14 protein-coding genes are annotated in these 26,050 nt (G+C 49.5%); 13 read left to right on the top strand and 1 reads right to left on the bottom strand.

All coding sequences use genetic code 11. The features are described from left to right. Nucleotides 1-5 precede the first annotated feature (5 nt). Complete coding sequence (locus HWI92_RS13160; RefSeq protein WP_204655773.1) at nt 6-578, bottom strand: nucleotide exchange factor GrpE; 573 nt, start codon at nt 576-578, stop codon at nt 6-8. A gap of 160 nt (nt 579-738) precedes the next feature. Here HWI92_RS13160 and queG point away from each other — a divergent pair, with 160 nt between their 5' ends. The 13 genes from queG to HWI92_RS13095 all read left to right on the top strand — a co-directional run bounded on the left by queG (nt 739) and on the right by HWI92_RS13095 (nt 25,986). Beyond that, on the top strand, nt 739-1,707 hold the full coding sequence (queG, locus tag HWI92_RS13155) for a tRNA epoxyqueuosine(34) reductase QueG (protein ID WP_204655771.1): 969 nt from the start codon (nt 739-741) through the stop codon (nt 1,705-1,707). Nucleotides 1,708-1,765: 58 nt separating this feature from the next. Further along, the gene (locus HWI92_RS13150) at nt 1,766-2,179 is read left to right on the top strand and encodes a DUF1761 domain-containing protein (RefSeq protein WP_204655769.1); all 414 of its coding nucleotides are present in this window, start codon (nt 1,766-1,768) and stop codon (nt 2,177-2,179) included. A gap of 375 nt (nt 2,180-2,554) precedes the next feature. Further along, entirely contained in the window at nt 2,555-5,614 is a 3,060-nt protein-coding gene (locus tag HWI92_RS13145) for a SusC/RagA family TonB-linked outer membrane protein (RefSeq protein WP_204655767.1), read from the top strand. A 26-nt stretch (nt 5,615-5,640) separates the two neighbouring features. Beyond that, on the top strand, nt 5,641-7,212 hold the full coding sequence (locus HWI92_RS13140; protein WP_204655765.1) for a SusD/RagB family nutrient-binding outer membrane lipoprotein: 1,572 nt from the start codon (nt 5,641-5,643) through the stop codon (nt 7,210-7,212). 90 nt (nt 7,213-7,302) lie between these two features. Beyond that, the gene (locus HWI92_RS13135) at nt 7,303-10,602 is read left to right on the top strand and encodes a VCBS repeat-containing protein (protein ID WP_204655764.1); all 3,300 of its coding nucleotides are present in this window, start codon (nt 7,303-7,305) and stop codon (nt 10,600-10,602) included. A 318-nt stretch (nt 10,603-10,920) separates the two neighbouring features. Next, on the top strand, nt 10,921-14,034 hold the full coding sequence (locus tag HWI92_RS13130) for a SusC/RagA family TonB-linked outer membrane protein (RefSeq protein ID WP_204655763.1): 3,114 nt from the start codon (nt 10,921-10,923) through the stop codon (nt 14,032-14,034). A 5-nt stretch (nt 14,035-14,039) separates the two neighbouring features. Next, nucleotides 14,040-15,626, top strand: a complete 1,587-nt coding sequence (locus HWI92_RS13125; protein ID WP_204655762.1) for a SusD/RagB family nutrient-binding outer membrane lipoprotein — start codon at nt 14,040-14,042, stop codon at nt 15,624-15,626. A 143-nt stretch (nt 15,627-15,769) separates the two neighbouring features. Beyond that, nucleotides 15,770-19,078 carry a VCBS repeat-containing protein gene (locus tag HWI92_RS13120; RefSeq protein WP_204655761.1) on the top strand — a complete coding sequence of 1,103 codons (3,309 nt, stop codon included), beginning with the start codon at nt 15,770-15,772 and terminating at the stop codon, nt 19,076-19,078. Further along, on the top strand, nt 19,078-20,385 hold the full coding sequence (locus HWI92_RS13115) for a vanadium-dependent haloperoxidase (protein ID WP_204655760.1): 1,308 nt from the start codon (nt 19,078-19,080) through the stop codon (nt 20,383-20,385). Before HWI92_RS13120 ends, HWI92_RS13115 begins: the two co-directional genes overlap by 1 nt. A gap of 80 nt (nt 20,386-20,465) precedes the next feature. Continuing rightward, complete coding sequence (locus HWI92_RS13110; RefSeq protein WP_204655759.1) at nt 20,466-21,191, top strand: outer membrane beta-barrel protein; 726 nt, start codon at nt 20,466-20,468, stop codon at nt 21,189-21,191. 38 nt (nt 21,192-21,229) lie between these two features. Further along, nucleotides 21,230-21,640, top strand: a complete 411-nt coding sequence (locus HWI92_RS13105; protein WP_204655757.1) for a DUF6157 family protein — start codon at nt 21,230-21,232, stop codon at nt 21,638-21,640. Between the two features lie 267 nt (nt 21,641-21,907). Next, the gene (locus HWI92_RS13100; RefSeq protein WP_204655756.1) at nt 21,908-22,771 is read left to right on the top strand and encodes a ThuA domain-containing protein; all 864 of its coding nucleotides are present in this window, start codon (nt 21,908-21,910) and stop codon (nt 22,769-22,771) included. Between the two features lie 41 nt (nt 22,772-22,812). Continuing rightward, nucleotides 22,813-25,986, top strand: coding sequence for a PVC-type heme-binding CxxCH protein (locus tag HWI92_RS13095; protein ID WP_204655755.1), 3,174 nt, complete (start codon nt 22,813-22,815; stop codon nt 25,984-25,986). The last annotated feature ends 64 nt before the right edge of the window (nt 25,987-26,050 follow it).

Genomic DNA, 26,050 nt, shown 5'->3' with positions numbered 1-26,050 from the left:
TACTTTTAAGCGCCTACGATCACCTTTGCGTAACGCAATACTTTGTCATTGAGAAAATATCCTTTTTCAATTTCGTCTATCACCTTGCCTTTCAGGTCATCGGAAGGTGCCGGGAACTGGGCAATGGATTCATGCAGCTCCGCATCAAAGGTTTCACCCTTGGACGTCATCGGCTTCAAACCCTTGGATTCGAGCGTTTTGAAGAGTTTATTGTAAATAAGATCTACGCCTTCTTTCAAAGCCTCCACATCGGTAGAAGAATCGAAAGACACTTTCGCGCGCTCAAAGTCGTCCACGACAGGCAGGATCAGTTTAACTACATCCGCACTGGCACCGGAAATCATTTCCAGTTTTTCCTTGGCAGTACGCCTGCGAAAGTTTTCAAAATCAGCATAAAGACGTAAGTATTTGTCTTTTAGTTCTGCTACTTCCGCCTGTGCTGTCAAAAGCGGATCTTTTTCACCTGCTGAGGGTGCTTCTCCTGTAATTTCCTGGCCTGCGTTATCAAGGGGTACGGAATTGCTGGATTCCTCGTTTACCAGATTGTCAGTTTCCAATGGAGCGTTGTCCTCGTTCATCTCGTAATATTTATCTTGATCTATGTTAAAGTTCCAATTTTCAGGCTGAGCCGCTTTTAAAGAGGCTGCTTTTTGTCAAAGTCCTGAAAGCCTAAATTATTTTGCCACGCCTAAGATACTGACAAGATGGCATTTTACCTTCTATTTGTAATTTTGTAACATGACCGCAGCAGATATCATCAGGCAGGAGAGAAGTCAGTTTGTGAAAAAGAAGGCGCTTGAAAACGGCTTTGATTTCTGCGGGATCTCTGCGGCCGGCTTTCTGGAAGAAGAGGCGCCCCGCCTTGAAAACTGGCTGAACCGCAACTACCAGGGCCAGATGGCCTATATGGCCAATCATTTTGACAAAAGGCTTGATCCCCGCAAGCTGGTGGACGATGCCAGGAGCGTTATTTCGGTACTCCTGAATTACTATCCCGAAGAACAGCTGCCGCAGCAGCCGGGTGACCTGAAGATATCCAAATATGCATATGGTACCGATTACCATTATGTACTGAAGGAAAAGCTGGGCGCATTGCTGCTGGCTATTCAGGAGGAAATCGGGGAGGTGAGCGGCCGGATCTTTGTGGACTCGGCCCCGGTGATGGATAAGGTCTGGGCAGCCAAAAGTGGCTTGGGATGGGTAGGGAAGCATTCCAACCTGCTCAACCGCAATATGGGCAGCTTCTTTTTCATTGGTGAGATCATCTGCGACCTCGATCTTGCTTACGACACTTCGGTACCCGACTATTGCGGTACCTGCACCCGCTGCCTCGATGCCTGCCCCACCGACGCCATCACTGAGCCTTTTGTAGTAGATGGCAGCAAATGCATCAGCTACTATACCATTGAGCTTAAAGAGGCCATTCCGGAGGAAGCCCGCGGGAAGTTTGACAACTGGGTTTTTGGGTGTGATATCTGCCAGGATGTATGTCCGTGGAACCGTTTTGCCAAGCCCCACCGGACAGAGGCCTTTCGTCCATCCGACGCCCTGGCCGGCTTCTCGAATTCCGATTGGGAGGAAATTACCGAGGAGGTTTTCAAAGAGGTATTCCGGAAGTCGCCCCTGAAGAGGACCAAGTATGAAGGTTTGAAGCGGAATATTGAATTTGTACAATTGACAAAAGAAAAAAGTACAAGTAACTGGTAAACCGCTTATATTTGGCCGCGTGGAACTTCCTTTCGGTGACTGAATAAAAACTCGGAATATGAGAAAACAATCTGTCAATCTTTGGGCTGTGGTCGTGTGTGTGGTACTTGGTCAGATCATCCCTGCATTATGGTACAGTGTTTTTTCGGAAAAATGGATGACGCTGAACGGCTTTACACAGGCCCAGATCAAAGCTGCTACCAGCCCGATTCCCTACCTTGCCAGCATTGTCTCCACTTCTTTTATGGCCTATACCATGGCCTGGGTGTTTACCAAGCTGTCGGTTCGTTCCCTGAGCACCGGTATGCTTACCGGCTTGCTTTTCGGCGTGGTGTTCGTCCTTTTTGAGACCATTGTTAAAGACATGTTCTCACTTCGTCCCCTGCTGCTTTCTCTGATTGACGGTGGGGTGAGTGCCTTAAACTATGCAGTGACCGGCAGTATACTGGGTGTGTGGCGCACTTACGAATAGTACTTGCTCCTGAATTTTCTTTCCCCGGATTTTCCAATTCCTCCTTCCTGCTGCCGCTGATACTTTTCCGGCTTTATCCAGGCAGTTTTCTGCCGGGAGCATGTCCTGCGTTCCATGCGGTACATACAATGAACCACATCCTATCGAAATTTTCATTGGTGTGTTCTCGTTCACGCATTAATATTCTGCTTATAGAAATATGTGATCACGGGCAAATAAAATTTTATTAGATGTGGCGTATAGTACTTTTATTACCTCTTTTCAGGTAAAGAGCTGAATATTAGATTAGTGCAATTAAATTTTTGAGAATTTATTGCTACTGATTTTAATTAATCATAAATTTCTTGAAAAATTAAATCAACCCAATTATTACCTATGAAAAGAAGTCTACTTCAGTTGCTGTTTGCCTTACTGGTGGCAGCAGCTTTTGTGTCACCATCCCATGCCCAGGACCGGCAGGTTACGGGGAAGGTAAAGGATGAGAACGGGGCGGGATTGCCAGGCGCCAACATTCTGATCAAAGGAAGCACGCGCGGTACAACTTCTGACGCGGAGGGTAATTTCTCCGTCAGTGCATCGCCGTCGGCTACGTTAATCATTTCGTCAGTAGGTTACCTGTCCAAAGAGGTAGCGGTAACAAATGCCAGTTCGCTGGACATCAGCCTGGAACCGGATGTGAAAAGTCTTGGGGAAGTGGTCGTGACGGCCCTCGGTATCGAGCGCAGTGCCAAGTCGCTGACCTACGCTACACAGCAGATTTCCGGAAAGCAGCTCACAGACGTGCGCGACGCCAACTTCGTGAACACGCTGTCGGGTAAAGTGGCAGGTATTGTGGTAACCCAGGGTTCCAGCGGCCCGGGATCGGCCACCCGCGTGGTACTCCGCGGTAACCGTTCTATTTCAGGAAACAACAATGCATTGTTTGTAGTAGATGGTGTTCCGATTGATAATTCCACACCTGGCCAGGTTGGAAACGATTTTGGTGGGACAAATGGAAGTGACGGTGCATCCAACATCAACCCGGATGATATCGAGTCGATGAACGTATTGAAAGGTGCGGCTGCATCGGCGCTTTACGGTAGTCGCGCTGCAAATGGCGTGATCATGATCACGACCAAAAAAGGTAAGGCAGGTACAGTAACTGCAAACATCAATTCAGGTGTTGTTATCGAAAATCCATTCCTGCTTCCCAAATTACAGAATACCTATGGACAGGGATCAGGCGGCGTCACTTCCAGTGCAAACGGAAGCTGGGGCCCGGCTGCTACGACTTATCCTGACAATGTGAAAGATTTCTTCCGTACAGGGGTATCGACCAATAATGCATTTGGTGTTTCTGCCGGTACTGATAAAATCCAGGCATATACTTCCTATGCATTCAATGACGTACAGGGCATTATCCCTAACAATAGTCTGTCCCGCCATACATTCAATGTGCGTGTAAGTACTCAGCTATCCAAACGTTTCTCTACGGATGCAAAAATTACTTTTGTAAACCAGGATATTAAGAACAAACCTAAGTCGGGAGAAGAAAGCGGGATCGTAATGAATCTATATAAAGTACCGAGAAGCATTGATCTTGATACTTATAAGACGGATCTTTTTAATCCTGACGGTTCTGCACGTTACTGGACTAACTCGTCTATTTACATGAACCCGTACTGGACCCTGAATAAGACGTCCGATAACGAAAAGCGTAATCGTACCACCGCATTGGGTTCTGCCAAATACAACATTACGGACTGGCTGAATGTACAGGGCCGCGTGAGCTTTGACCGGTACGACGATCGTGTTAGCAGAAGCTGGGCAAACCGTACGTTGCTGTTTGCCGGCCCGGGTGGCTCATATCTCGATTATACGGCGGCAGTAATTGAAAGAAACCTTGATGTGATTGTATCCGGCAATAACAACTTCGGGAAAAACCTTGCTCTTACCTACAATGCAGGTGCGGGACAAACGTACCGCCGCTACTCGCAGGTTGGAGCCAATGCAAACGGGTTACGGGTTCCAAACAAATTCGATTTATCATTTGCTGATGCTTTGACGCAGGTTGTTGACTTTTCTGAAAGACAGCTGAACTATGTTTTCGGAACTGCATCTATTTCTTATAAGGATTTCTTTACAGTTGATGCTGCTGCACGGAATGACTGGTCATCAACCCTTCCTGCACCGCACTCTTATTTTTATCCGTCATTTGGTGCAAACCTGATCTTGTCGGAAGCACTTAGGCTACCTAATGCAATCAGCTTTGCTAAAATACGTGGATCATGGGCTCAGGTGGGTAATGATGCAGATCCTTACCGGCTGCAACAGCAATATTCGTTCTCACAGGGAGGAAGCGGTGGATATGTCTCAAGAGACCCTATCAAGCCTGCTGAAAATCTGAAACCGGAAATTTCATCGTCTACTGAGTTTGGTCTTGACCTTCGCTTATTCAGCGGTCGTCTCGGACTTGATGCAACCTGGTATAATTCAAATACTGTAAACCAATTGCTGTTACTTTCACTTGCACCTGCTTCCGGTTTTTCTCAGCAGTTTATCAATGCGGGTAAAATCAATAACAAAGGCTTTGAGATCTCTTTGACCGGCAAGGTGGCAACAGGTAACGATTTCAGCTGGGATGTAACTTTAAATGTTGCGAGAAACAAAAACAAGATCGTAAGGCTTGATCCTAATATTAAAAGAGCAGCTATCGGAGGTTCATTTGGACGGACTGCAACGCCGATTGTTCAGGAAGGCGGCTCATATGGTGATATGATTGCGCAGAAGTGGGCAAGAGACGAGCAGGGGCGCTTTATCGTTACCAAACCAGATACTGCTGGCAAGGGAGGCGGAAGGCCGGTAGTTACATCTACAAACGAATATGTTGGGAACTTCAACCCCAAGTTGACTGCTGGTTTGAACAACTCGTTCAGGTATAAACGCTTGTCAGCAAGCTTCCTGATCGACGGACGTTTTGGAGGTGTAATGACCTCAGGTACCGCGGCAAACCTGGCTTTTGACGGAACAGGTGATTTTACTACTGATCACCGCGACGGAGGCTGGATTTTACCAGGTGTTACATCCTCCGGAGAAGCTAATACAATCCCTATTAATGCAGAATCTTTCTGGACTACTGTATCGGGTGGTCGTTATTCGTGGGGTGAATTCTTTACGTACTCTACTACCAATGTTCGTTTGAGAGAGCTTAGTGTAGGATACGAAATTCCGACCGGCAATAATTTCTTTATCAAATCAGCCAAGCTGTCATTCGTCGCACGTAACTTGTTCTTCATCTACAGAGGCTCTGCTATTCTTGATATTCCGGGCGTGGCCAAACGCAAGCTGCCGTTTGATCCGGATGTGAATTTGGGTGCAGGTAACTTCCAGGGTGTTGAATTTGGAAACCTTCCGTCTACCAGGACTGTCGGATTGAACCTGAAACTTGGATTTTAGTAAAAACCACTTCTTTCGATAACACAATGAGCATTTTAAATACCTATAAAAAACTTGCATTTGCCGGTATGGTACTCGGCTCGGCAGGTCTGATGCAGGCTTGTACCGGTGATTTTGAAGAGATGAATACCAGTAAGACAAAGCTTACTGAGCTTACTGATGCAGAACTTCCATACCTTTTCTCACGGGCGGAACAGCAGGCATCTTATCAGAGCGGAACTTACCAGATTGCGCAAAACCTGTTTGCTGACCTTTATGCACAGTACTATGCGACGTCTGCCACTTATTTTCCTTCAGACCGCTTTGTAATGCGATATGACTGGCTTACCGGTCACTGGAACCCGATTTACACCCAGGTAGTGCCTCAGTTAAAAACGCTTTTTGAAAAGACGGATCCAGCCTCTGCAGAATATGCATTGGCGAATATCATGTGGGTTTTTGCTTTTCACAGGCTGACAGATTACTATGGTCCGGTTCCGTATTCTGATGCAGGTATTCCTGCAATCAGTGTAAAGTATGATGCGCAGGCTGATATCTACAAGGATTTTTTTGTACGTCTGGATGCAGCAACGACTGCTTTGAAGGCTAATGCAACTGCCAAGCCTTACGGAGATTTTGACCTGATTTACAAAGGTAATGTTGCCAAATGGATCAAGTTTGCCAATACACTGCGTTTGCGTCTTGCACTGCGGATTTCCAAAGTGGATCCTGCCGAAGCTAAAAAACAGGCAGAGGCTGCCTATGCTGGCGGAGTCATGAGCGAAGTGGCAGATGATGCGTACATGATCAAAAAGCTTGCGGGAGACGATGGAAATGGATTGAGCCGTATTGCGGTGTGGAACGAGTTCCGAATGAGTGCTTCCATGGAGTCCGTACTGAAAGGTTACGAGGACCCGCGCATCGGAATCTACTTTCAGCCAGCTACTGCAACGGGTACTTACGAAGGATTGCGGAATGGATTGACCCCTCTTGAGCTTGCATTACCTAAGAATACGAACAACGATAATTCGAATGTAGGTACGCGTTGGGTTACCGGTGCAAATGCTGACTGGAACACGAACTACGAAACGCCTCAGGACATCATGCATACTGCGGAAGCATATTTTCTGCGGGCAGAAGGTGCCCTCAATGGCTGGAATATGGGTGGTACTCCCAAGGAGCTGTATGAAAAAGGCATTACAGCTTCTATGGCACAGTGGGGCCTGACAGGTGCCGCAGTGACTGCATATATCAATAGTTCTGCGAAGCCGGTTGCCCCTGGTGATCAGCAAAATTCACCTGCATTGTCTAACATTTCCATTAAATGGGATGATGCGGCTACGGATGCAGTTAAACGCGAAAAGATTGGTACACAAAAATGGCTCGCATTATTTCCGGATGGTATTGAGGCATGGGCAGAGTACAGGAGGACACGTTTCCCTAAACTTTATCCGGTCGTCAATTCTGAGAATGAGGATGTACCGGCAGGAGCAGTTCTCCGCAGAATTCCTTTTATTACTGCAGAAAAAGAAACCAACGGAGCGGCTGTTCAAGAAGCTGTCAAACTATTGGGTGGTCCTGATAAGGCAAGCACGCCGCTATGGTGGGATAAAAACTAGCCAGGCTGTGGAGTTTGTAAGTGTAAGCAAAAGGCGGGCATCATGCCTGCCTTTTTGTTATATTGTCCATGTCATCGAGCTTTCAAATCAATGAAGAACACCTGCGTTTTTCTTTTCATCGTCCTTTTTGCCGCTTCCTGCAAAAATAAAAAAGATACCCTTTTTACCCTGCTGCCCCCCGGCGAAACAGGCGTTGAATTCAACAACTTTATCGAAGAAGATGAGTCGGAAAATGTACTGAACTACGGGTACTTCTATAATGGCGGAGGTGTGGCCGCAGCCGACTTTAATAATGACGGGCTGACCGACCTGTACTTCACCGGGAACATGGTTGCCAATAAACTGTACCTGAACAAAGGAAATCTTGAATTTGACGACGTCTCGGAGAAGTCGGGGACCAACCTGAATGAGGGTTGGAAAACCGGCGTATCGCTCGTGGATATCAATGACGACGGCTGGATCGATATTTTTGTCTGCCGGGCCGGCGCGCAAGACCCGCGCCTGCGGACCAAGCTGCTGTATGTCAACAATGGAAAAACGGCCGACGGCATTCCGAATTTCACGGAAAAGGCCGCTCAATACGGGCTCGACGACCGTTCCTATACTACCCAGGCTGTGTTTTTTGATTATGACCGCGATGGCGATACGGATTGTTTTCTCCTCAACCACTCGGTACAGAAGTATGCAGGGTTCAGCAACCTGATTGAAAGTTACCGGCAGCAGCGCAATGATGCTTATGGTAATAAAATGCTGCGGAATGACGGCGGCAGGTTTACCAATGTCACCGATTCTACCGGCATTGTTTCCAATGTACTCAGCTTCGGGCTGGGAGTAAATGTCAGTGATTTCAACAATGACGGCTGGCAGGACCTTTATATTTCCAATGATTACAATGAGAATGACTACCTCTACCTCAACCAGCAAAATGGCACATTCAAGGAGGTGATCCGGGAAGCTACGGGCCATGTATCCCTTTATTCCATGGGTACTGACGCCGCTGACATCAATAATGACGGCCTGGTAGACGTGCTCACGCTCGACATGCTGCCGGCTTCCAATGAGCGCATCAAGCTCACGGCTGGCGACGATAATTTCGACAAGTATCAGCAACTGCTCCGTGCAGGCTTTCACGACCAGAGTATGCGTAACATGTTGCAGCTCAACAACGGGGTAAATGCAGACGGTGTGCCCGTGTTCAGTGAAATTGGTCAGCTCGCAGGTGTGTCTAACACGGACTGGAGCTGGGCGGCGCTGATGGCCGACTTTGATAATGATGGCTGGAAAGACATTTTTATTTCCAATGGATATGCCCGGGATTACACCAATATGGAGTTTCTTAAGTATTCCACGGATATTCAGATGCAGGCAGGTCAGGGTAAAAAAGCACCCGGCCAGATCGAGATCATCCGTGAAATGCCGCCCATCAACGAACCCAATTATATTTTCCACAATCAGAAAAACCTGACATTTTCAAGGAAAGTGGAGGAGTGGGGTTTTGATGAAAAAAGCCAGTCGAATGGCGCCATCTATGCCGACCTGGACAATGACGGCGACCTTGATCTCGTGACCAGCAATGTAAACCAGAAGGCATTTGTATATCGTAATAATGCAGAATCAAAAGGTGCTGCTAAATATCTGGATATCAAGCTGCAATCGCCGAAATACGCCTTCCTGGCGGGCACTAAGGTGCAGCTGTATGCGGGCGGACTTGCGCAGATGCAGAGCTTTATTCCGGTAAGAGGATTTCAGTCCTCGCTATGGGGACCCGCGCATTTCGGGCTGGGAAATGCTGCGCAGGCTGATTCTGTAAAGGTTACCTGGGCAGATGGAAAGGTACAGACTGTAAGGCCACCTTCAGGTACCAAGGCTTTGACGATTAATTATACTGACGCGAAGCCGGTCCCTCAGCAACCTGCGCCGGAGCCCAAGCCGGAGTGGTCACCTGCAAGCCTTGTTGATTTTACGCACCGCGAGGATATGCGGAATGACTTCCGTATTCAAACCCTGCTGCCCGTCATGTTATCATACCAGGGTCCGCACTTTGCGAAGGCCGACCTGAATGGGGATGGTACCGACGATTTTTACATTGGCGGTTCGCGCGGGCAGGCGGGTGCGTTATTCATCAGCGATCATGGCAAGTTCAGGAAAAGCAATCAGGCGGTTTTTGAAAAGGACCTGGCTTATGAAGATGGTGATATGGCATTTTTTGATGCGGATGGGGATGGGGATATGGATCTGCTGGTGACCAGTGCAGGTTATGAGCTCAATGCAGGCGATCCGCTTTTGCTGCCGCGGCTGTACCTTAATAATCACGGCAGCTGGGAGCGCGGTACTTTGCCGGCTGTGGGTGCCAATGCTGCTGCCGTGGCTGTTGCCGATCTGGATAAAGACGGTGCAATGGACGTTTTTTTAGGCAGCAGGGTCGTGCCGGGACGCTTTCCCGAAAGTGCGGGAGGCGTATTACTGCACAATGATGGGAAAGGAAACTTTACCGATGTGACCGCCAGTGCGGCCCCGTCGCTAGCGAAAGCAGGAATGATCACCGATGCAGCATTTGCCGACATGGATCGGGACGGTTACCCGGAGCTGCTGCTCACCACGGACTGGATGCCTGTGAAAGTGTATGCCAATAAAAAAGGTAAACTCACGGATGCCAGCGAATCCATGGGTACGGAGGCATTGAACGGATGCTGGAATACCGTGCAGCCTGCTGACCTCGACGGGGACGGTGATGTGGATTTTGTAGTTGGAAACATGGGAAATAATTGGCAGTGGAATGTTACCTCATCGGCCGGATTGTCGCTGTACGCTGCCGATTTTGATAACCTGAACCGCATTGTGCCGCTGATCAGCGTGACTGAGGATGGCAAAGAGTATCCTTACGCCAGCCGCGACGAGCTCCTGGATCAGGTGCCCTCCCTCAAAAAGAAGTACACCAATTACCTGCTGTACGCCAAAGCAACCCTGCCCGACATATTGCCAGCCGAAAAGCTCAGCCGGGCGACACACTTGTCGGCCCGGGAGTTCAGGAGTGGTATTCTGGAAAATAAAAACGGCAAGCTGGTATTCCGGGCCTTGCCGGTAGAGGCGCAGTTTGCACCGGTATATGCCATTACGTTATGCGATGTGGACGGCGACGGCCGCCAGGACCTGCTTCTGGGCGGAAATCAGAAACAAACCCGTGTCCGTATCGGCCGGAACGATGCAAGCCTGGTGCAGGTGTTCCTGAATAAGGGTGCGCTCAGCTTTGCCTACCTGCCGCAATCGAAAAGCGGATTGTACATCAAGGGGGACGTCCGCGACTTGACCACGGTAACAGCCGGCGGCAAGACCTACCTGCTGGCCGGCCTCAACAATGCACCTTTGCAAAGCTATGTCCTGAGGAGATAATGCATTAATTTTTAATTAAGACATGAAAGCCCCGGCACCGCAAATGCGCCTTGCCGGGGCTTTCTGATGTATGTGGGACAGGTGAATTCATCCTGATTTTAAAACAATTTCAGCAGTGTAATTCTGTACTGTCAGGCAGGTAACGTACCCGTCTATCATTAAATTAATATTAAAAAAATAAATATCGCCCAAGCCTTTCTTAAAATTATTTAAATATTAAAATTAGTTATCATATTTGTCAAGTCGAGGTATGAACCATTCAAATCTTCGGCATATTTTAATTTTAACCTAATTAATGTATTTAAATTAACTAAACCTATGAAAGAAAAGCTACTTAAAGCCTTCTTTAAGAGTTTGGCGCCCCTCGGGTTGTTCCTGCTTTTTGCTTCATTGTCGGCCTCTGCCCAGGACCGAACAGTGACAGGTACAATTACCGATGACAAAGATCAGGGATTGCCAGGTGCTTCAATAACGGTGAAAGGCTCTGCAAAAGGGTCAAATGCAGATGCTAATGGAAAGTTCTCGATCAGTGGTGTAAAGGATTCTGATATTCTGGTGATCAGCTCAATCGGATTTTTACGGCAGGAAATTACCGTAGGAAACCGCAGCACGGTGGACGTGAAGCTGGCTCCGGACGTGGCCAATTTGCAGGAAGTAACCGTTACCGCTCTGGGTATTAAGAAAGATACCAGGAAGCTGGGTTACTCGACCACTACAGTAGAAGCGGTGGCAATTAACCAAGCGCGTGAAACAAACGTGGTAAACTCCCTCCAGGGACGCGTTGCGGGTTTGAATATCAGCCCGGCCAGTGGTGGTCCTGCTTCTTCGTCGCGGATTAACCTGCGCGGGGTAAGTAACTTCAAAGGAGGCAGCCCGCTGTTCGTTATCAATGGTGTGCCGATGGACAACACTTCCAGAGGTACTTCCGGTGAATGGGGCGGCGCTGATAATGGGGACGGTATCGGTAATATTAACCCGGACGATATTGAAAGTATGACCGTTTTGAAAGGAGCCAGCGCCGCTGCACTGTACGGTACCCGTGCAGCCAACGGTGTAATCCTGATCACGACCAAAAGCGGCAAGCAAAATGGCGGTCTTTCTGTGGAATTCAATACCAACACGCAGTTCGACAAGGTGATCGACTATACCGATTTCCAGTATGAGTACGGTCAGGGCCAACAGGGAAAAAGGCCCACGGACGTAAACAGCGCCAAAAACTCAGGTATTTACAGCTGGGGAGAAAAAATGGACGGTCAGCCTTACACCCAGTTTGACGGAAAGCAATATCCGTACTCTCCGGTGAAGGACAACTTCGAAAACTTCTATCGCACCGGCTCGACTTACACCAATACTGTGGCAGTTTCAGGCGGCGGAGAGCGCAACAGTTTCCGCCTCTCACTCTCCAATATGAATGCAAATGCAGTGCTGAGAAGCAGCGGTGTAAACCGTAAGACGATCAATATGAGCCTGACCCAAAAGGTAACGGACAAATTGGACGTGAGCGTGATGGGTAATTACGTTGACCAGGTAGACCGCAACCGTGCAATGCTGAGCGACGCGCCGATGAATGCCAACTATGGTATCATGTTCCTTGCAACGAGCTTCAACCAGAAAGCATTGATGCCGGGTTACGATCCGATTACTGGTGCTGAAATGACATTCAGTGACGACACTTACAAAACCAACCCATGGTTTGTGGTTAACCAGTACAAAAACGAGATTTCAAGAAAACGTCTGATTACTGCGATTACCAGCAAATACCAGTTTGCCGACTGGATCTACCTGCAGGGCCGTATCGGATATGACCTGATCAACGACGGCGGTTTCAATATTACGCCTTGGGGTACTGCATATTCAAGCAAAGGCGGAGTAGGTAACAGCAAGTCGCAGACAACCGAAATGAACATTGATGGTTTGCTGGGTGTCAACAAAACCTTCGGTGATTTTGGCGTGAATGTAGCATTGGGAGCCAACCTTCGTAAGAATAAAGCTGAAAGTGTGAGCGTTTCCGGTGGCCAGCTGAGCATTCCTTACCTGTATACTTTGTCCAACACCTTGACAAAAGGACAGGGTTACGGTTACAATGAAAGACAAGTTCAATCGGGATATTACACTGCGGATTTTGATTACAAAGGCTTCCTGACCTTGTCTACAACCGGTCGCTACGACATTTACTCAACGCTGCCATCATCCAACCGCGGCATTTTTGCTCCTTCCGTTTCAGGTGCATTTATTTTCTCGGAGCTGATGAATTCGAGCTTCCTGGATTTTGGTAAACTGCGTGCTTCCTATGCGCAAACCAGCGGTGAGGCTTTCGACGCATACCTGACGAGCCAGTACTATTCTCTCGGAAACACTTACAATGGTCTGCCACAGGGTGGCTTTGGCTCACAACTGCCAAACATCAACCTGAAACCTTACCGTTTGAAAGAGTTTGAAATCGGCTTTGAAACAAAATTCCTGCATAACCGTCTTGGACTGGACGTGGCTTATTTCAACAGGACAACCAAAGACGAAATTGTAAATGGTCCGCTTTCTCCGACCACCGGCTATACTTCGCAGGTCTTGAACCTGGGTTCTACCAAAAACCACGGAATTGAGATCTTGCTGACCGGTACGCCAGTTCAGACTACCTCATTCAAATGGGATATGTCTTTCAACCTTACATCTGTGAAAAACACGATCGCGGATATCGATGGACTTAATGCAGACGGAACTCCTAAAACGAAGGTATTTGGTCTGGGTACTTACCGTCCTTTGAATGCTAACATTGCACACGTAAGAGGCTTGCCGGCAGCGCAGATTATGGCTTACGATTACAAGTACAATGCAAACGGGCAAATGATCATCGGGTCGGACGGTATTCCTGTTCGTGGCGAGTTGAAGCCGATGGGTTCATCGCTTCCAAAAGTGTACGGTGGCTTCAACAACTCCTTGAACTACAAGGCACTTACATTGTCCTTTTTGTTTGATTACAAATTTGGTGGAAAAGTATTGTCGGCAACCAACCACTATTCGATCGTGGACGGCTTGAACAAAATGACACTGGTAGGACGTGAAACCGGAATTGTAGCGGATGGTGTCCTGGAAACCGGCGAAGCCAACACGCAGAACATTTCAGCACAGACCTATTACAGTAAGCTGGTTACCAACATTTCTAAACTGAATGTGTTCAGTTCTGATTTTATCAAGCTGAGACAAGTGGTACTAAGCTACAACCTGCCGGCCAACTGGTTTAACAACAAGCTGCCGTTTGAAGGGATTTCGGTTTCGGCTGTGGGACGCAACCTCGCAACATTGCTGATGCATACCAAAAACTTTGATCCCGAAGCGGGCTTCTCTTCCAACGTTTCTTACGCAGGAACAGAGGGTTCACAATACCCGTCAACCAGGACGTACGGTTTTACTGTTAACGCAAGATTCAAAAAATAAGAACTATGAAAAGATTTTCAATATATGGTTTGTCCCTTCTCCTATTTGTTGTAGCGGGTTGTACGGATAAATTCGACGAGATCAACACCGACCCGACGCAGGCTAGCGAGACTGTCTGGGATCCTAATTACTTTCTTCCAAATGCGCAGTTGTCTTACATCAATCTGGGTTACGGGAGTATCATTTACCAAAGTTTGATGACGCAGGTACTTGCTTCAACATTCTACTATTATGGAAATGGTGACAAGTATGTGAACACGCAGAACTCGACCAGCTATCAGGGTAACATTTTTGGTACTACGTACGGTGTAGGAAGGCTTCTGGCCGAAATGATGCGTCTGACGAAAGACAAAGAACAGTATTCCAACCTGTACAATGTGGGCCGGATCATGCAGGTTATGAATTTCCAGCAGGGAACGGATACGTATGGTGATATACCTTATACTGAAGCATTTAAGGTAAGAGAAGGTGTCCAAACTCCAAAGTACGATACCCAGCAATCGATCTACGCGGCCATGCTTCCGGAGCTGGAATCGGCAATTAACGGACTGGATGCCAGCAAGCTGAAACCAACCGGGGATTTGTTTTACGGCGGCGATATTACCAAGTGGAAAAAGTTCGGGTACTCGCTGATGCTGCGCGTCGCAATGCGCCTTACAAAGGTAGATCCCGCCACTGCCAAGACCTGGGCTGAAAAAGCGGCTGCGGGCGGCACATTCGCTTCCATCGACGACAATGCTAGAATTGTTGCGGATGCGAATAATGCGAACTCGGCTATTTACGGCGTATATCAGGTAGCAGATGATTATCGTGAACTGCGCTTTTCCAAGACTTTTATCGATGCATTGAAAACAGCAGGAGACCCGCGCCTGTCCGCAATCGCTGAGGTTCCTGCTCCGGGAGCTGCTGCGAATGCCAATCAATCGCTTGTCGGTAACAATGCTGCCTCAATCCAGATGGGTTTGCCAAATGGTTATGACCTGATCGGAGGTGCTACGGATATCAAAAAGGCCCCGGGTTACCCTGGCCCGACTGGTACTGGCAATGATGTTGCGCCGCTTGGAAATTATTCAAGACCCCGTATTTCGGTTTACCTGAAAAGAAACGGAACCTTGTTCGTGCTGACTTATCCTGAAATCGAGCTGCTGCTGGCGGAAGCCAAAGTACGCGGCTGGAATGTGCCGGGAACTGCGGCCGACCATTACAAAAATGGCATCGTCGGCGGGATGACCACCATGGGCCAGCTTGACCCGACTGCTGAGATTTCTGCGACGACTGCAACGGCTTATGCCACTGCGCATCCACTGACGACCACATCCTTGGAAGCCTCGTTGAAAGATATCAACACGCAGTACTGGCTCGTGACCGGCTCGGAATTCAACTTCATGGAAACCTGGCACAACTGGCGCCGGTCGGGGTACCCGCAGCTAACCCCTATCAATTACCCGGGTAATGTGACTGGCGGTACTATCCCCAGAAGGATGATTTACCTGTCGACCGAGATTATCAACAATGGTGCAAGTTACCAGGAGGCAGTAGGCCGTATTACCGGCGGCGACCTGCTCACCGGACGTGTATGGTGGGATAAATAAGAAGATTTGGAGAGTGGTAAGAAGTTTAAAATTTCTTACCGCTTTCCAAATAAAAACACACAGTTAGTTTTAACTTCAACCAAAAGTTGAAGTTTTTTTCGTTTTTAAAATATCCTCTTTTCATCAGGTCCCGTTACTTGCGGATGAATAACCGACACCTTTACCGTTTACTGCTGCTGTGCCTGCCCCTGTCTTTGGGTATGCTCCCAAGCTGGGCTCAGGGCACGCTTTTTCAACAGCTTCTTCCCCGGCAGACGGGCATCGATTTCATGAATACGATCAATGAGGACGAGCGCTTCAACGTCATGGCGTATGAATACTTTTACAATGGGGGAGGTGTGGCTGCGGGCGATATCAATAATGATGGGTTCGAAGATCTTTTCTTTACCTCCAACATGGGCTCTAACAAGCTATACCTGAACCTTGGTAAAACTCAGAAACTGCAGTTTAAGGACATTACCGCTGCGGCAGGCAAAGGTCTGGATGGACGGAAAGGCGGCTGGAAAACGGGCGTGACCATGGCCGATGTGAACGGGGACGGACTGCTGGACATCTATATCTGCTACTCGGGCAAGGTAGAGGACGAAAAGCGCCGCAATCAGCTTTTCATCAATCAGGGTAATCTCAAATTTCTGGAACAGGCTGCGGCGTACGGACTGGATGATATCAGTTACAGTACGCAGGCGGCTTTTTTTGACTATGACCGCGACGGGGACCTGGATATGATGCTCCTCAACCATAGTGTCAAGAAAATTGATAATATGGAGCTGGCCAAGTTCAGGCAGGAAACCGACCAGCTGGCAGGCAACAAGCTTTTTGAAAACAAAAACAACCATTTCGAAGAGGTAACCCTGAAAGCCGGCATCCACCAGTACCCGCTGACCTTTGGGCTGGGTATGGCGATTGCGGATGTAAACCAGGATGGATGGGAGGATATTTACGTCACCAACGACTATAATGAGCCCGACTACCTTTACATTAATAATAAAAACGGCACGTTCACGGATGTGACCCAGGACTATTTCCGCCACCTGGCGCAGTTCTCCATGGGGGTTGAAATTGCGGATTTCAACAATGACGGCCTGCCGGATATTATGTCGCTGGATATGCTGCCGGAGGATAACCAGCGCCAGAAACTGCTGCAGCTTCAGGAAAACTACGAGTCTTTTGAGCTCATGCAGCAACAAAACCTGCACAAGCAGTACATGCGTAACATGCTGCAGCTCAACAATGGGGACGGTACTTTCAGCGAGATCGCGCAGGTGGCTGGCGTATCCAATACCGATTGGAGCTGGAGTCCGCTCCTGGCCGATTTTGACAATGATGGTTTTAAGGATCTTTTTGTTTCAAACGGCTATTTCCGCGATTATACCAATAAGGATTTTTTGAAATACTGGGGTGACTATAAAATTCGCCGGGCCGTGGATAAAGAGCCGGTACAGCTGATGGACCTTGTCAAAGCAATGCCTTCGACCAAGCTCCTGAGCTACATTTTCCGTAATAACCACGATCTGACATTTACCAAAAAACAGGAAGAATGGGGCATCAGTATGCCTACTATTTCAAGCGGGGCGGTGTATGCCGATCTTGATAATGACGGCGACCTTGACCTGGTGGTCAACAATATCAATGATCCTGCATTCCTTTACCGGAACACTGCGTCGGAAACCGGCAGCAACTGGCTTCAGGTCAGACTGCAGCAAAGCGACAAAAACAAAAACAGCGTGGGGGCGTGCGTATATGTGTACGCCGGCGGGGACGTCCAGTACCAGGAAGTGAATCCCAACCGGGGTTACCTGTCGGCGACACCGCTGCGGCTGCATTTCGGCATGGGTAATGAAAAAGCTGCCGACTCGGTCAGGATCATCTGGCCTGACGGTACTTTCCAGGTTTTGAAAAATACAGCGGCCAATGCACTGCTGACTGTACAAAAAGATAAAAAAGCACCTAAAATGCCGGAGCTTGCCAAGGCGACCAACCCGATTTTTACGCTCGAAAAGCCGCCTGTGACCTACCAGCATGAGGGTTTCAATGAGAATGATTTCAAACGCCAGCCGCTCATGCTCTCCATGTACTCTCAAACCGGTCCGGTAGTGGCCAGGGGAGATGTGAACCACGATGGGCTCGATGATATATTCGTGAGCGGCGACCAGAACAAGCAAGCCAGGATATGGCTGCAGCAGCCGGGCGGTACGTTTTCCGAAATGCCTGGGTTTTCAGTAGGGGACGAAAACATCTCCGCAGCATCGGCAGCTATGTTTTTTGATGCAAATGGGGATGGTTTTGACGACCTGTATGTAGCCAAAGGCGGCTATTCCATGTTCGAGCCCAATACCATTTCACTGCAGGACGAAATTTACCTTAATGACGGAAAAGGTAACCTGAACCTTTCGGTACTCTCACTGCCCAACCTCAAAAGCAGCAGCAAATCCTGCATTTGTCCGTTTGATTTTGACCGGGACGGTGATCTGGATCTGTTTGTGGGCGGGCGGGTCATTCCCGGCCGCTATCCCGAAAGTCCGGCGTCGTACCTGCTGATCAATGATGGCAAAGGCAATTTCAGTATCAGGGAATCACCTTTTTTCAAGGTCGGTATGGTGACTGCGGCGCAGTGGGCAGACCTCGACGGCGATGGTAAAACGGAGCTGATCCTGGCGGGGGAGATGATGCCGATCTCGGTTTTTACATTCCAGGGAAAAGATTTTGAAGAAACTACCAGCCGGTATTTTGTCAGTCCTGAGGCAGGTTTCTGGTCTGCCCTGAAGGTGGAAGACCTCGATGGTGACGGTACATTGGACATTGCAGCGGGTAACCTCGGGCTTAATACGCAGATCAAAATTTCCGAAAAAGAGCCTGCTGAGCTCTACTATGCGGACTTTGATAAAAACGGCTCCATTGACCCGTTCTTTAACTTTTATATCCAGGGTAAATCCTACCCGTTTGTAAGCCGTGACGAGCTGAATGACCAGATCTACCCGATGCGAAAAAAATTTCCATTTTACCGCGACTATGCCAATGCATCCATGACCGACGTGTTTTCTGCGGATGACCTGGGCAAAGCGGGCAAGCTCAGGGCTACCGAGGCTCGTACAGTCGTATTTTTTAACAAAAAAGGAAAGTTTGAAAAACAGGTTTTGCCTGTGCAGGCGCAATTTGCACCTGTGACCGCCATCGTGCCGGGCGACTTTGACCACGACGGAAAAAAGGACCTGCTGCTGCTCGGCAACCGCATGGACAACCGGCTCAAACTAGGCAGCATGGACGCTAATTATGGCTGCCTGCTTGCCGGTGACGGCAAAGGTGGTTTCACGTATGTAGCCCAGCCAGCCTCGGGTTTATGCGTGAAAGGCGACGTGAAATCCTGTGTCGAAGCAAAGGTCAATCAGGAAAAGCTGCTCGTAATCGGAGCATTCAACCAATCTCTACAGTTTTACAAAAACACCCATAAGTAATGCGTAAGTACGTTTTGCTGGTGCTCCTGCTTGCCGGCCAGGCGGTACAGGCGGCCCAGGACCTGAAGGCCCATTTGCAACCGGCCGTTTTTTCGGTGACCATGGTGATGATACACGACGTGGTAAACCCTCCGGCAGCCAGCAGGTTTTACACGTACTGCCTGATGGGTGCCTATGAAATTTCGTCCTGGCACAACAGGGACATTGTCGCACCTACGCGTTTTATCAAAAGCATTGCGCCTTTTTCCATTGAAGCAAAGGATTATAATTACCAGATTGCGGCATTGTACTGCATCCTCGAAACCGGAAGGCTCATCCTGCCGTCGGGTTATATGCTGGAAGAGGATCAGAAAAAGCTGGTGATTGCATTGCTGCGCGAAAAGTTTTCCCAATCCGAAATCGACAAGTCCATTGCTGCTGCGCGTGAAGTAGCCCAGAAAATCGCATCCTACGCTGCCACCGACGGCTACCTGTCGCTGAGCACCCGCGTGCGGTACAGGCCCAAAAAGGGTGATGCTTACTGGTATCCCACGCCTCCCGGTTACATTGAGGGTATCGAGCCGCATTGGAAAACGATCCGCCCGATGCTGATTGATTCCAGCAGCCAGTTTGCGCCTCCGCCTCCGGTCGCATTCAGCAGGGATAGTACCAGTGCTTTTTTCAAGCTGACTTATGAAGTTTACAAAACAGGCAGGGACCTTACTGAGCAGCAGCGCTTTATTGCTTCCTACTGGGACTGTAATCCTTTCGCAATCAACACGTCCGGCCATATGTCCATCGGGTTCAAGAAAATCAGCCCGGGCGGGCACTGGATGAACATAACCGGGATTGCTGTGGCCAAGTCCAGCATGGGCCTGGACAAGGGAATCCTCGTCCACGCATTGGCAGCTGCTACTTTGATGGACGCTTTTATCAGCTGCTGGGACGAAAAGTACCGGAGCAGCCGCATCCGTCCCGAGACGGTAATCAACCGTTATATTGATCCCAAGTGGCAGCCCCTTTTGCAAACACCGCCTTTTCCGGAGTATACCAGTGGGCATAGCGTCATTTCCACGGCTGTGTCCGAGCTGCTCACGTACCTGCTGGGTGACCATTTTGCTTTCCGGGACGATACAGAGGTGATCTTCGATCTGCCTGCCCGCGATTTCAGATCATTCAGGCTGGCAGCCGAGGAAGCCGCCATTTCACGCCTTTACGGTGGAATACACTACCGGGATGCCATTGAAAAAGGGCAGGAGCAGGGCAGGCAGGTGGGTATGTACATCATTGAGCTGCTTAAAAAAAACGGGATCAAACCCGTGATTTGAGAAAAAGCATTCACCTGAACCCTATAATGGGACGAAAATTGTAGCTTTGGCCTCGCAGCTGCCGCTTTTTCGCCCGATCAATGAAAACTGCATTCACATCCCTGCTTGTTCTGTTTGCCATGGGTACGGTCATGTATGCCCATGCACAAGATGCCCCCATTCAAAGCGAGTGGAGAAAGGAAAGGGATGCGGAAACCGATGCAAAGCTGGCCAGGGAGCAGGCGGGCATCTCTACTTCACGGTGGAACTTCGGGGTAAATGGCGGCTATGCCTACCGGCTCTTCCGGTCGGGGGTGCGCAAGAATCCGGATCAGGAAAAATACATCAAAGATCTTAAATCAGGCATTTCTTTCGGCGGCGATCTGGCCTATTTTCCATGGAGAAAAATAGGTATAGGCGCTGTTTACGACTATTATACGAGCAAGGCCACGGCTGCCGACGGGCTCAGTGAGGATGTTACGATACAGTTTTACGGCGGCTCCCTCATTCATCGCGCTAATCTTAAAAATAACCGCTCCTTCATACGTACAGCGCTCCTGATGGGGTATCAGCCTTATCAGAACAAGACGGTATCCAATGCCAGCTTTACGATCAGCGGCAAAACGGTGGGATGGGGCGTAAGTGTGGGCGTAGAACAGAAATTATCTGATCATCTGGCTATACACCTCACGGGCACCGCCCTGCTGGGCGCCGCCTACCGCATTGAGCGGGCCACGGGTATTAACAAGGAAACCCTGCACCTGGGCAAGGACAACAGTGTAGACCTGTCGAGAGCTTCGCTTACACTGGGGCTCCGGTTTTTGTAAATTCGTCAGCGTACCGGATCGAAAACATTGATAACACCATGCATACGACCAACTACATCAACACATTTATCGAAGTCGCCGAAGACAGTACTGCTGAAAAAGCGGAAGTGCCTCCCATGAAGGGAGCTGAGAAAACGGTCGCCGGTCTTCAGTTTGAGCTGGTTTACGACCATCCCTACCAATACACTTCCGACGATCTGATCTTCGGGGTATACGCCCGCCGGAACGGGTTGAAGAAAGTGGATCTGGATGCAGAGCGTGAAAAGTTTTTTTCCAGGGGGCAAGCCTGCATGCGTGCTTCGCCGCTGGCCAAAAAATACGGCTGGGGCGTTCACAGCAACGAAGAAGGCAAAGTGGCATTGTACCCGGTGGAGTCTGAAGAATACAAAAGGCTGGCCGCCGATGAACAGCTGAAACATACCAGGGCAATGCGTTCGAAGAAAAGTTAGCGGATGATGGAAGACCTGCAGGGCCGGAGCAATACCGGCCCTTTTTTGTATACTACCGGTTAGGAAAGTGATCTACCGGGCTTTTATTTGGGATAAAGTCCTGTGTTGTTATGATAAAGTAAGGGAAAAATAGGACAAAATAGTCTTCCTGTAAAGCGTGACAATGATTGTTGCTAGCAGGCTGGGCTTTGTGCTCAGATTTTGAACCCCCATTTTAAAGTCTTACTTTGTTGTTTAATATTCCTAAACATCCTAAATCCTGTCCTGATGAAAATTAAGCAGTTAACCACCCGCTTGCTTTTCGCTTTGCTTGCCCTCCTGCTGGGTAATCCTGCAACGCGTGCCCAAACCAAGCCGCTGGTTGTATTTGTCACCGGCGACCACGAATACAGTGGGGAAGAGACCCTGCCAATCATTGCTGCAGAGCTTGAAAAAAATTATGGTATGCGTACCAAGGTCCTGAAAGCGTATCCAGATCACAATGGGGAAAAGGATATTCCGGGCCTGGAAGCCTTGCGTGATGCCGATCTGGCGGTATTTTACCTGCGCTGGCGGCAGCTTCCCAAAGAGCAGCTTGCCTACATTGAAGAGTACCTGAAAAAGGGCAAGCCGGTGATGGGTTTTCGTACGACCACGCATGCGTTCAACTATCCGAAAGGGGATGAGAATGAAAAATGGAATGCATTCGGCGAGTTTGCCCTCAATGCACCTCCCGGATGGGGCGGAGCTGCCAAGCACACCCATTATGGCCACAAAAGCAGTACGGACGTGACCATTGTTCCCGAGCAGGCCAAAAACCCGATCCTGACCGGGGTTACTGCTCCTTTTCATGCCCGCTCCTGGCTTTACCGGGTACTTCCGGATTATCCTACCAAGGGTTCCACCTGGCTGCTGATGGGCAAATCCGTTGATCCCGACAAGGAAGCGATCGAAAATCCCGTGGCATGGACAGGCAAAAATTCGTTTGGCGGCAAAGTGTTCATGACGACGCTGGGCCACCCCGAAGATTTTCGTCTCGAACCTTTTCAGCGCCTGGTGGTGAATGCTATTCACTGGGAGCTGGGCCGTCCGGTGCCTAAAAGCTGGAAAGGCAAACTGGACATACAGGTGCCTTACCGTGAAGCCAAGTAGTTCGTCTTCAAGTATTTTCCTAATCCTTTTTCATAAAAATAATGTCTAAACCCAAAAAGAACAGCCTGAAACTGCTGGTGGCACTGGTCGCGCTTGCGATCGTCACATTCAGTGCTTTCAAGATCAGCCAGCCGGCGGTGATCGAAGTGCCCGATGGTGCGCACATTTCGCTGATTGGCAACAACCTCGGTTCGAGGATGATGAACTACGATAACTTCGAGACGGAACTGCAGGTGCGTTATCCTGAAAAGAAACTTTTTATCCGCAACATGTGCGATGGGGGGGATACACCTGGTTTCCGGCCGCATGCGAGCAGGAACACGCCCTGGGCATTTCCGGGTGCTGAGAAGTTCCAGACCGAGCTGGCAAACCCATCTCAGAGCGAGGGACATTTTGAGACACCGGACCAGTGGCTTACCCGCTTGAAAACAGATATTATCCTCGGATTCTTCGGGTATAATGAATCTTTTCAGGGTAAAGAAGGACTGGCCAACTATAAGGCTGAGCTGGATGCTTTTGTAAAGTATACTTTAAACCAGAAGTATAATGGTACCTCAGCTCCCAAGCTGGCCCTGGTTTCTCCCATTGCTTTCGAAGACCTTTCGGACCGGTACGATCTGCCGAATGGAAAGAAAGAAAATGAAAACCTTGCGCTGTACACCAAAGCGATGAAGGAGGTGGCCGATCAGAACAATGTGCTTTTTGTAGATGCATTTACGCCCTCTCAGAAATGGTATGCCGACACGAAAGAGGCCCTGACCATCGACGGGTCCCAGCTGAATGCCGAAGGTTACAAAAAGCTGGGCCTGTTGCTTGCAGACCAGGTTTTCGGCAAGGCTTCGCCCAAGGCTGAGAAAAACCGTGCGCTCGTTCATGCCGCGGTGGATGAAAAGAACTGGATGTGGCACAACGATTACAAGATCCCGAACGGAGTACACGTATATGGCCGCCGGTATAATCCGTTTGGCCCCGACAACTATCCCGCCGAAATCGAAAAGATCCGGCAAATGACCGACCTGCGTGACCAGGCTGTGTGGCTGGCGGCATCCAAGGGAGAAAAAATGGACCTTACCGCTGCGGACGCCCAGACCCGGTCACTGCCACAGGTAAAAACCAATTTTAATCCCGAAAAAAATGGCAGCCTTACCTACCTCTACGGCCAGGATGCATTGAGTAAGCTGAAAGTGCCGGAAGGGTATAAAATTGAGCTTTTTGCCTCCGAGCAGGAGTTCCCCGACCTGGCAAAACCCATGCAGATGTCGTTTGACAACAAGGGGCGCCTGTGGATTTCCACCATGCCCAGCTACCCACATTACAAGCCGGGCGACTCCAAGCCCAATGACAAGATTATCATTCTTGAAGATACAAACGGGGACAATAAAGCGGACAAGCAGACGGTGTTTGCAGAAGGATTGCACCTTCCGCTGGGCTTTGAGATAGCGCCCGAAGGTGTTTACGTGTCTCAGGGAACGAACCTCAAACTATTTACGGATACCAACGGGGACGACAAGGCGGATAAGGTTGAGATTCTGCTGAGCGGCTTTGATGATCATGATACGCATCACAACAGTCATGCATTTACCGTGGACCCGTCAGGTGCGATTTATTCGGGCGAAGGAGTGTTTTTGCATACCAATGTCGAAACTTCGTATGGTCCGGTACGTGCTACAAATGGTGGTTTTTACCGCTATGCGCCTCAGCTGAAAAAGCTGGAACGTACCGCGCAGCTCTCCATCCCGAATCCATGGGGTATTGCATTTGATGATTGGGGCCAGCCTTTCTTTGCCGAAACATCCAGTCCGGATGTGCGGTGGATGTTGCCTGGTACCGTACTGCCGCGCTATGGAGAAGCTACGCACAAGTCGGTGCAGCTGATTGAAGAGGCGCACCGTGTACGTCCGACCTCAGGACTTGAATTTGTATCAAGCCGGCATTTCCCGGATGATATCCAGGGCGATTTTCTGATCAACAATACCATCGGTTTTCTGGGGACCAAAGAGCATACGCTGGTAGATGATGGTACTGGCTACAAAAGCCGTCACCGGAAGGATCTTGTCGTAAGTGAAGACCGGAACTTCAGACCGGTGGATATGGAATTTGCACCCGATGGTTCATTGTATCTTATCGACTGGCACAATATCCTGATCGGCCACATGCAGCATAATGCCCGTGACCCGCTGAGGGACCATTCTCACGGCCGGGTATACCGGATTACCTACCCGTCGCGTCCGCTGGTGAAGCCGGCCAAAGTCGCTGGCGCCAGCATTGACGAGCTGCTCAACAACCTCAAACTGCCCGAATACCGTACCCGCTACCGCACCCGCCGGGAGCTGAGGGGGCGCGACAAGAAAGAAGTGCTGACCAAACTGAATACCTGGGTTGCCGGTCTGGACAAGAATGATCCGCGGTACGAGCACCATCTGCTGGAAGGTTTGTGGGTAAGCTGGGGACTGGATCAGGTGGATCAGAAGCTTCTCAAACAAGTGCTGAAAGCCAAGGATTTTCATGCCCGTGCTGCGGCAGTGGAAGTAGTGCGCTATACCGGTCACCAGGTACCCGACCAGGCTGACCTTCTCATGCAGGCTGCGCGGGACGAAAACAGCCGGGTGAGGCTGGTAGCCATCGTGGCAGCGTCGTGGATCGGGAAAGACAAAGGATTACCGATCCTGGCCGAAGCTGCCAAAAAACCGCTGGATGACTGGACCATACATGCTCATGAAGCTGCTGTGGCACATTTGGAGGGTAAAAATGTGAAAAAAGAAAAGGAGACCGTCGCGGCTACCAACCTGAAAGGCAACGATCTGGTTCTCTTCAATCAGGGGCGGCAGATATATGCCAAAGAGGGTTACTGCGCTACGTGTCACCAGCCCGACGGCAAGGGGCTGGCCGCTTCCGGCTTTCCGCCGCTGGCGTCCACCAACTGGGTGCTGGGCAGCGATGAGCGCCTGATCAAGCTGGTACTGAAAGGTTTGCTCGGACCCATTGAAGTGAATGGTAAGAAGTTCCCGGGCCAGGTGCCGATGACGCCTTTTGGCGGCCTGCTGAACGATGACGAAGTAGCTGCTGTGATTACCTATGTACGAAACTCGTTCGGCAACAAAGGTCCCGCGATTTCACCCGACAAAGTAAAGCAGGTGCGGGCAGCTACGGAGGCGAAAAAGGATTTTTATTCACCTGAACAGTTGCTCAAAGAACATCCTCTCGAGGCGCTGTAATGTTTGATATTTAACACAGCTGAAAGCCGGGACGTACGTTCCGGCTTTTTTTGTTTTACATGAT

Origin of the sequence: Dyadobacter sandarakinus (assembly GCF_016894445.1) — a bacterium.
GTDB classification, from domain to species: domain Bacteria; phylum Bacteroidota; class Bacteroidia; order Cytophagales; family Spirosomataceae; genus Dyadobacter; species Dyadobacter sandarakinus.
Note: the sequence above shows the minus strand (reverse complement) of the source record. Positions and strands in the feature narration are given on the sequence as shown.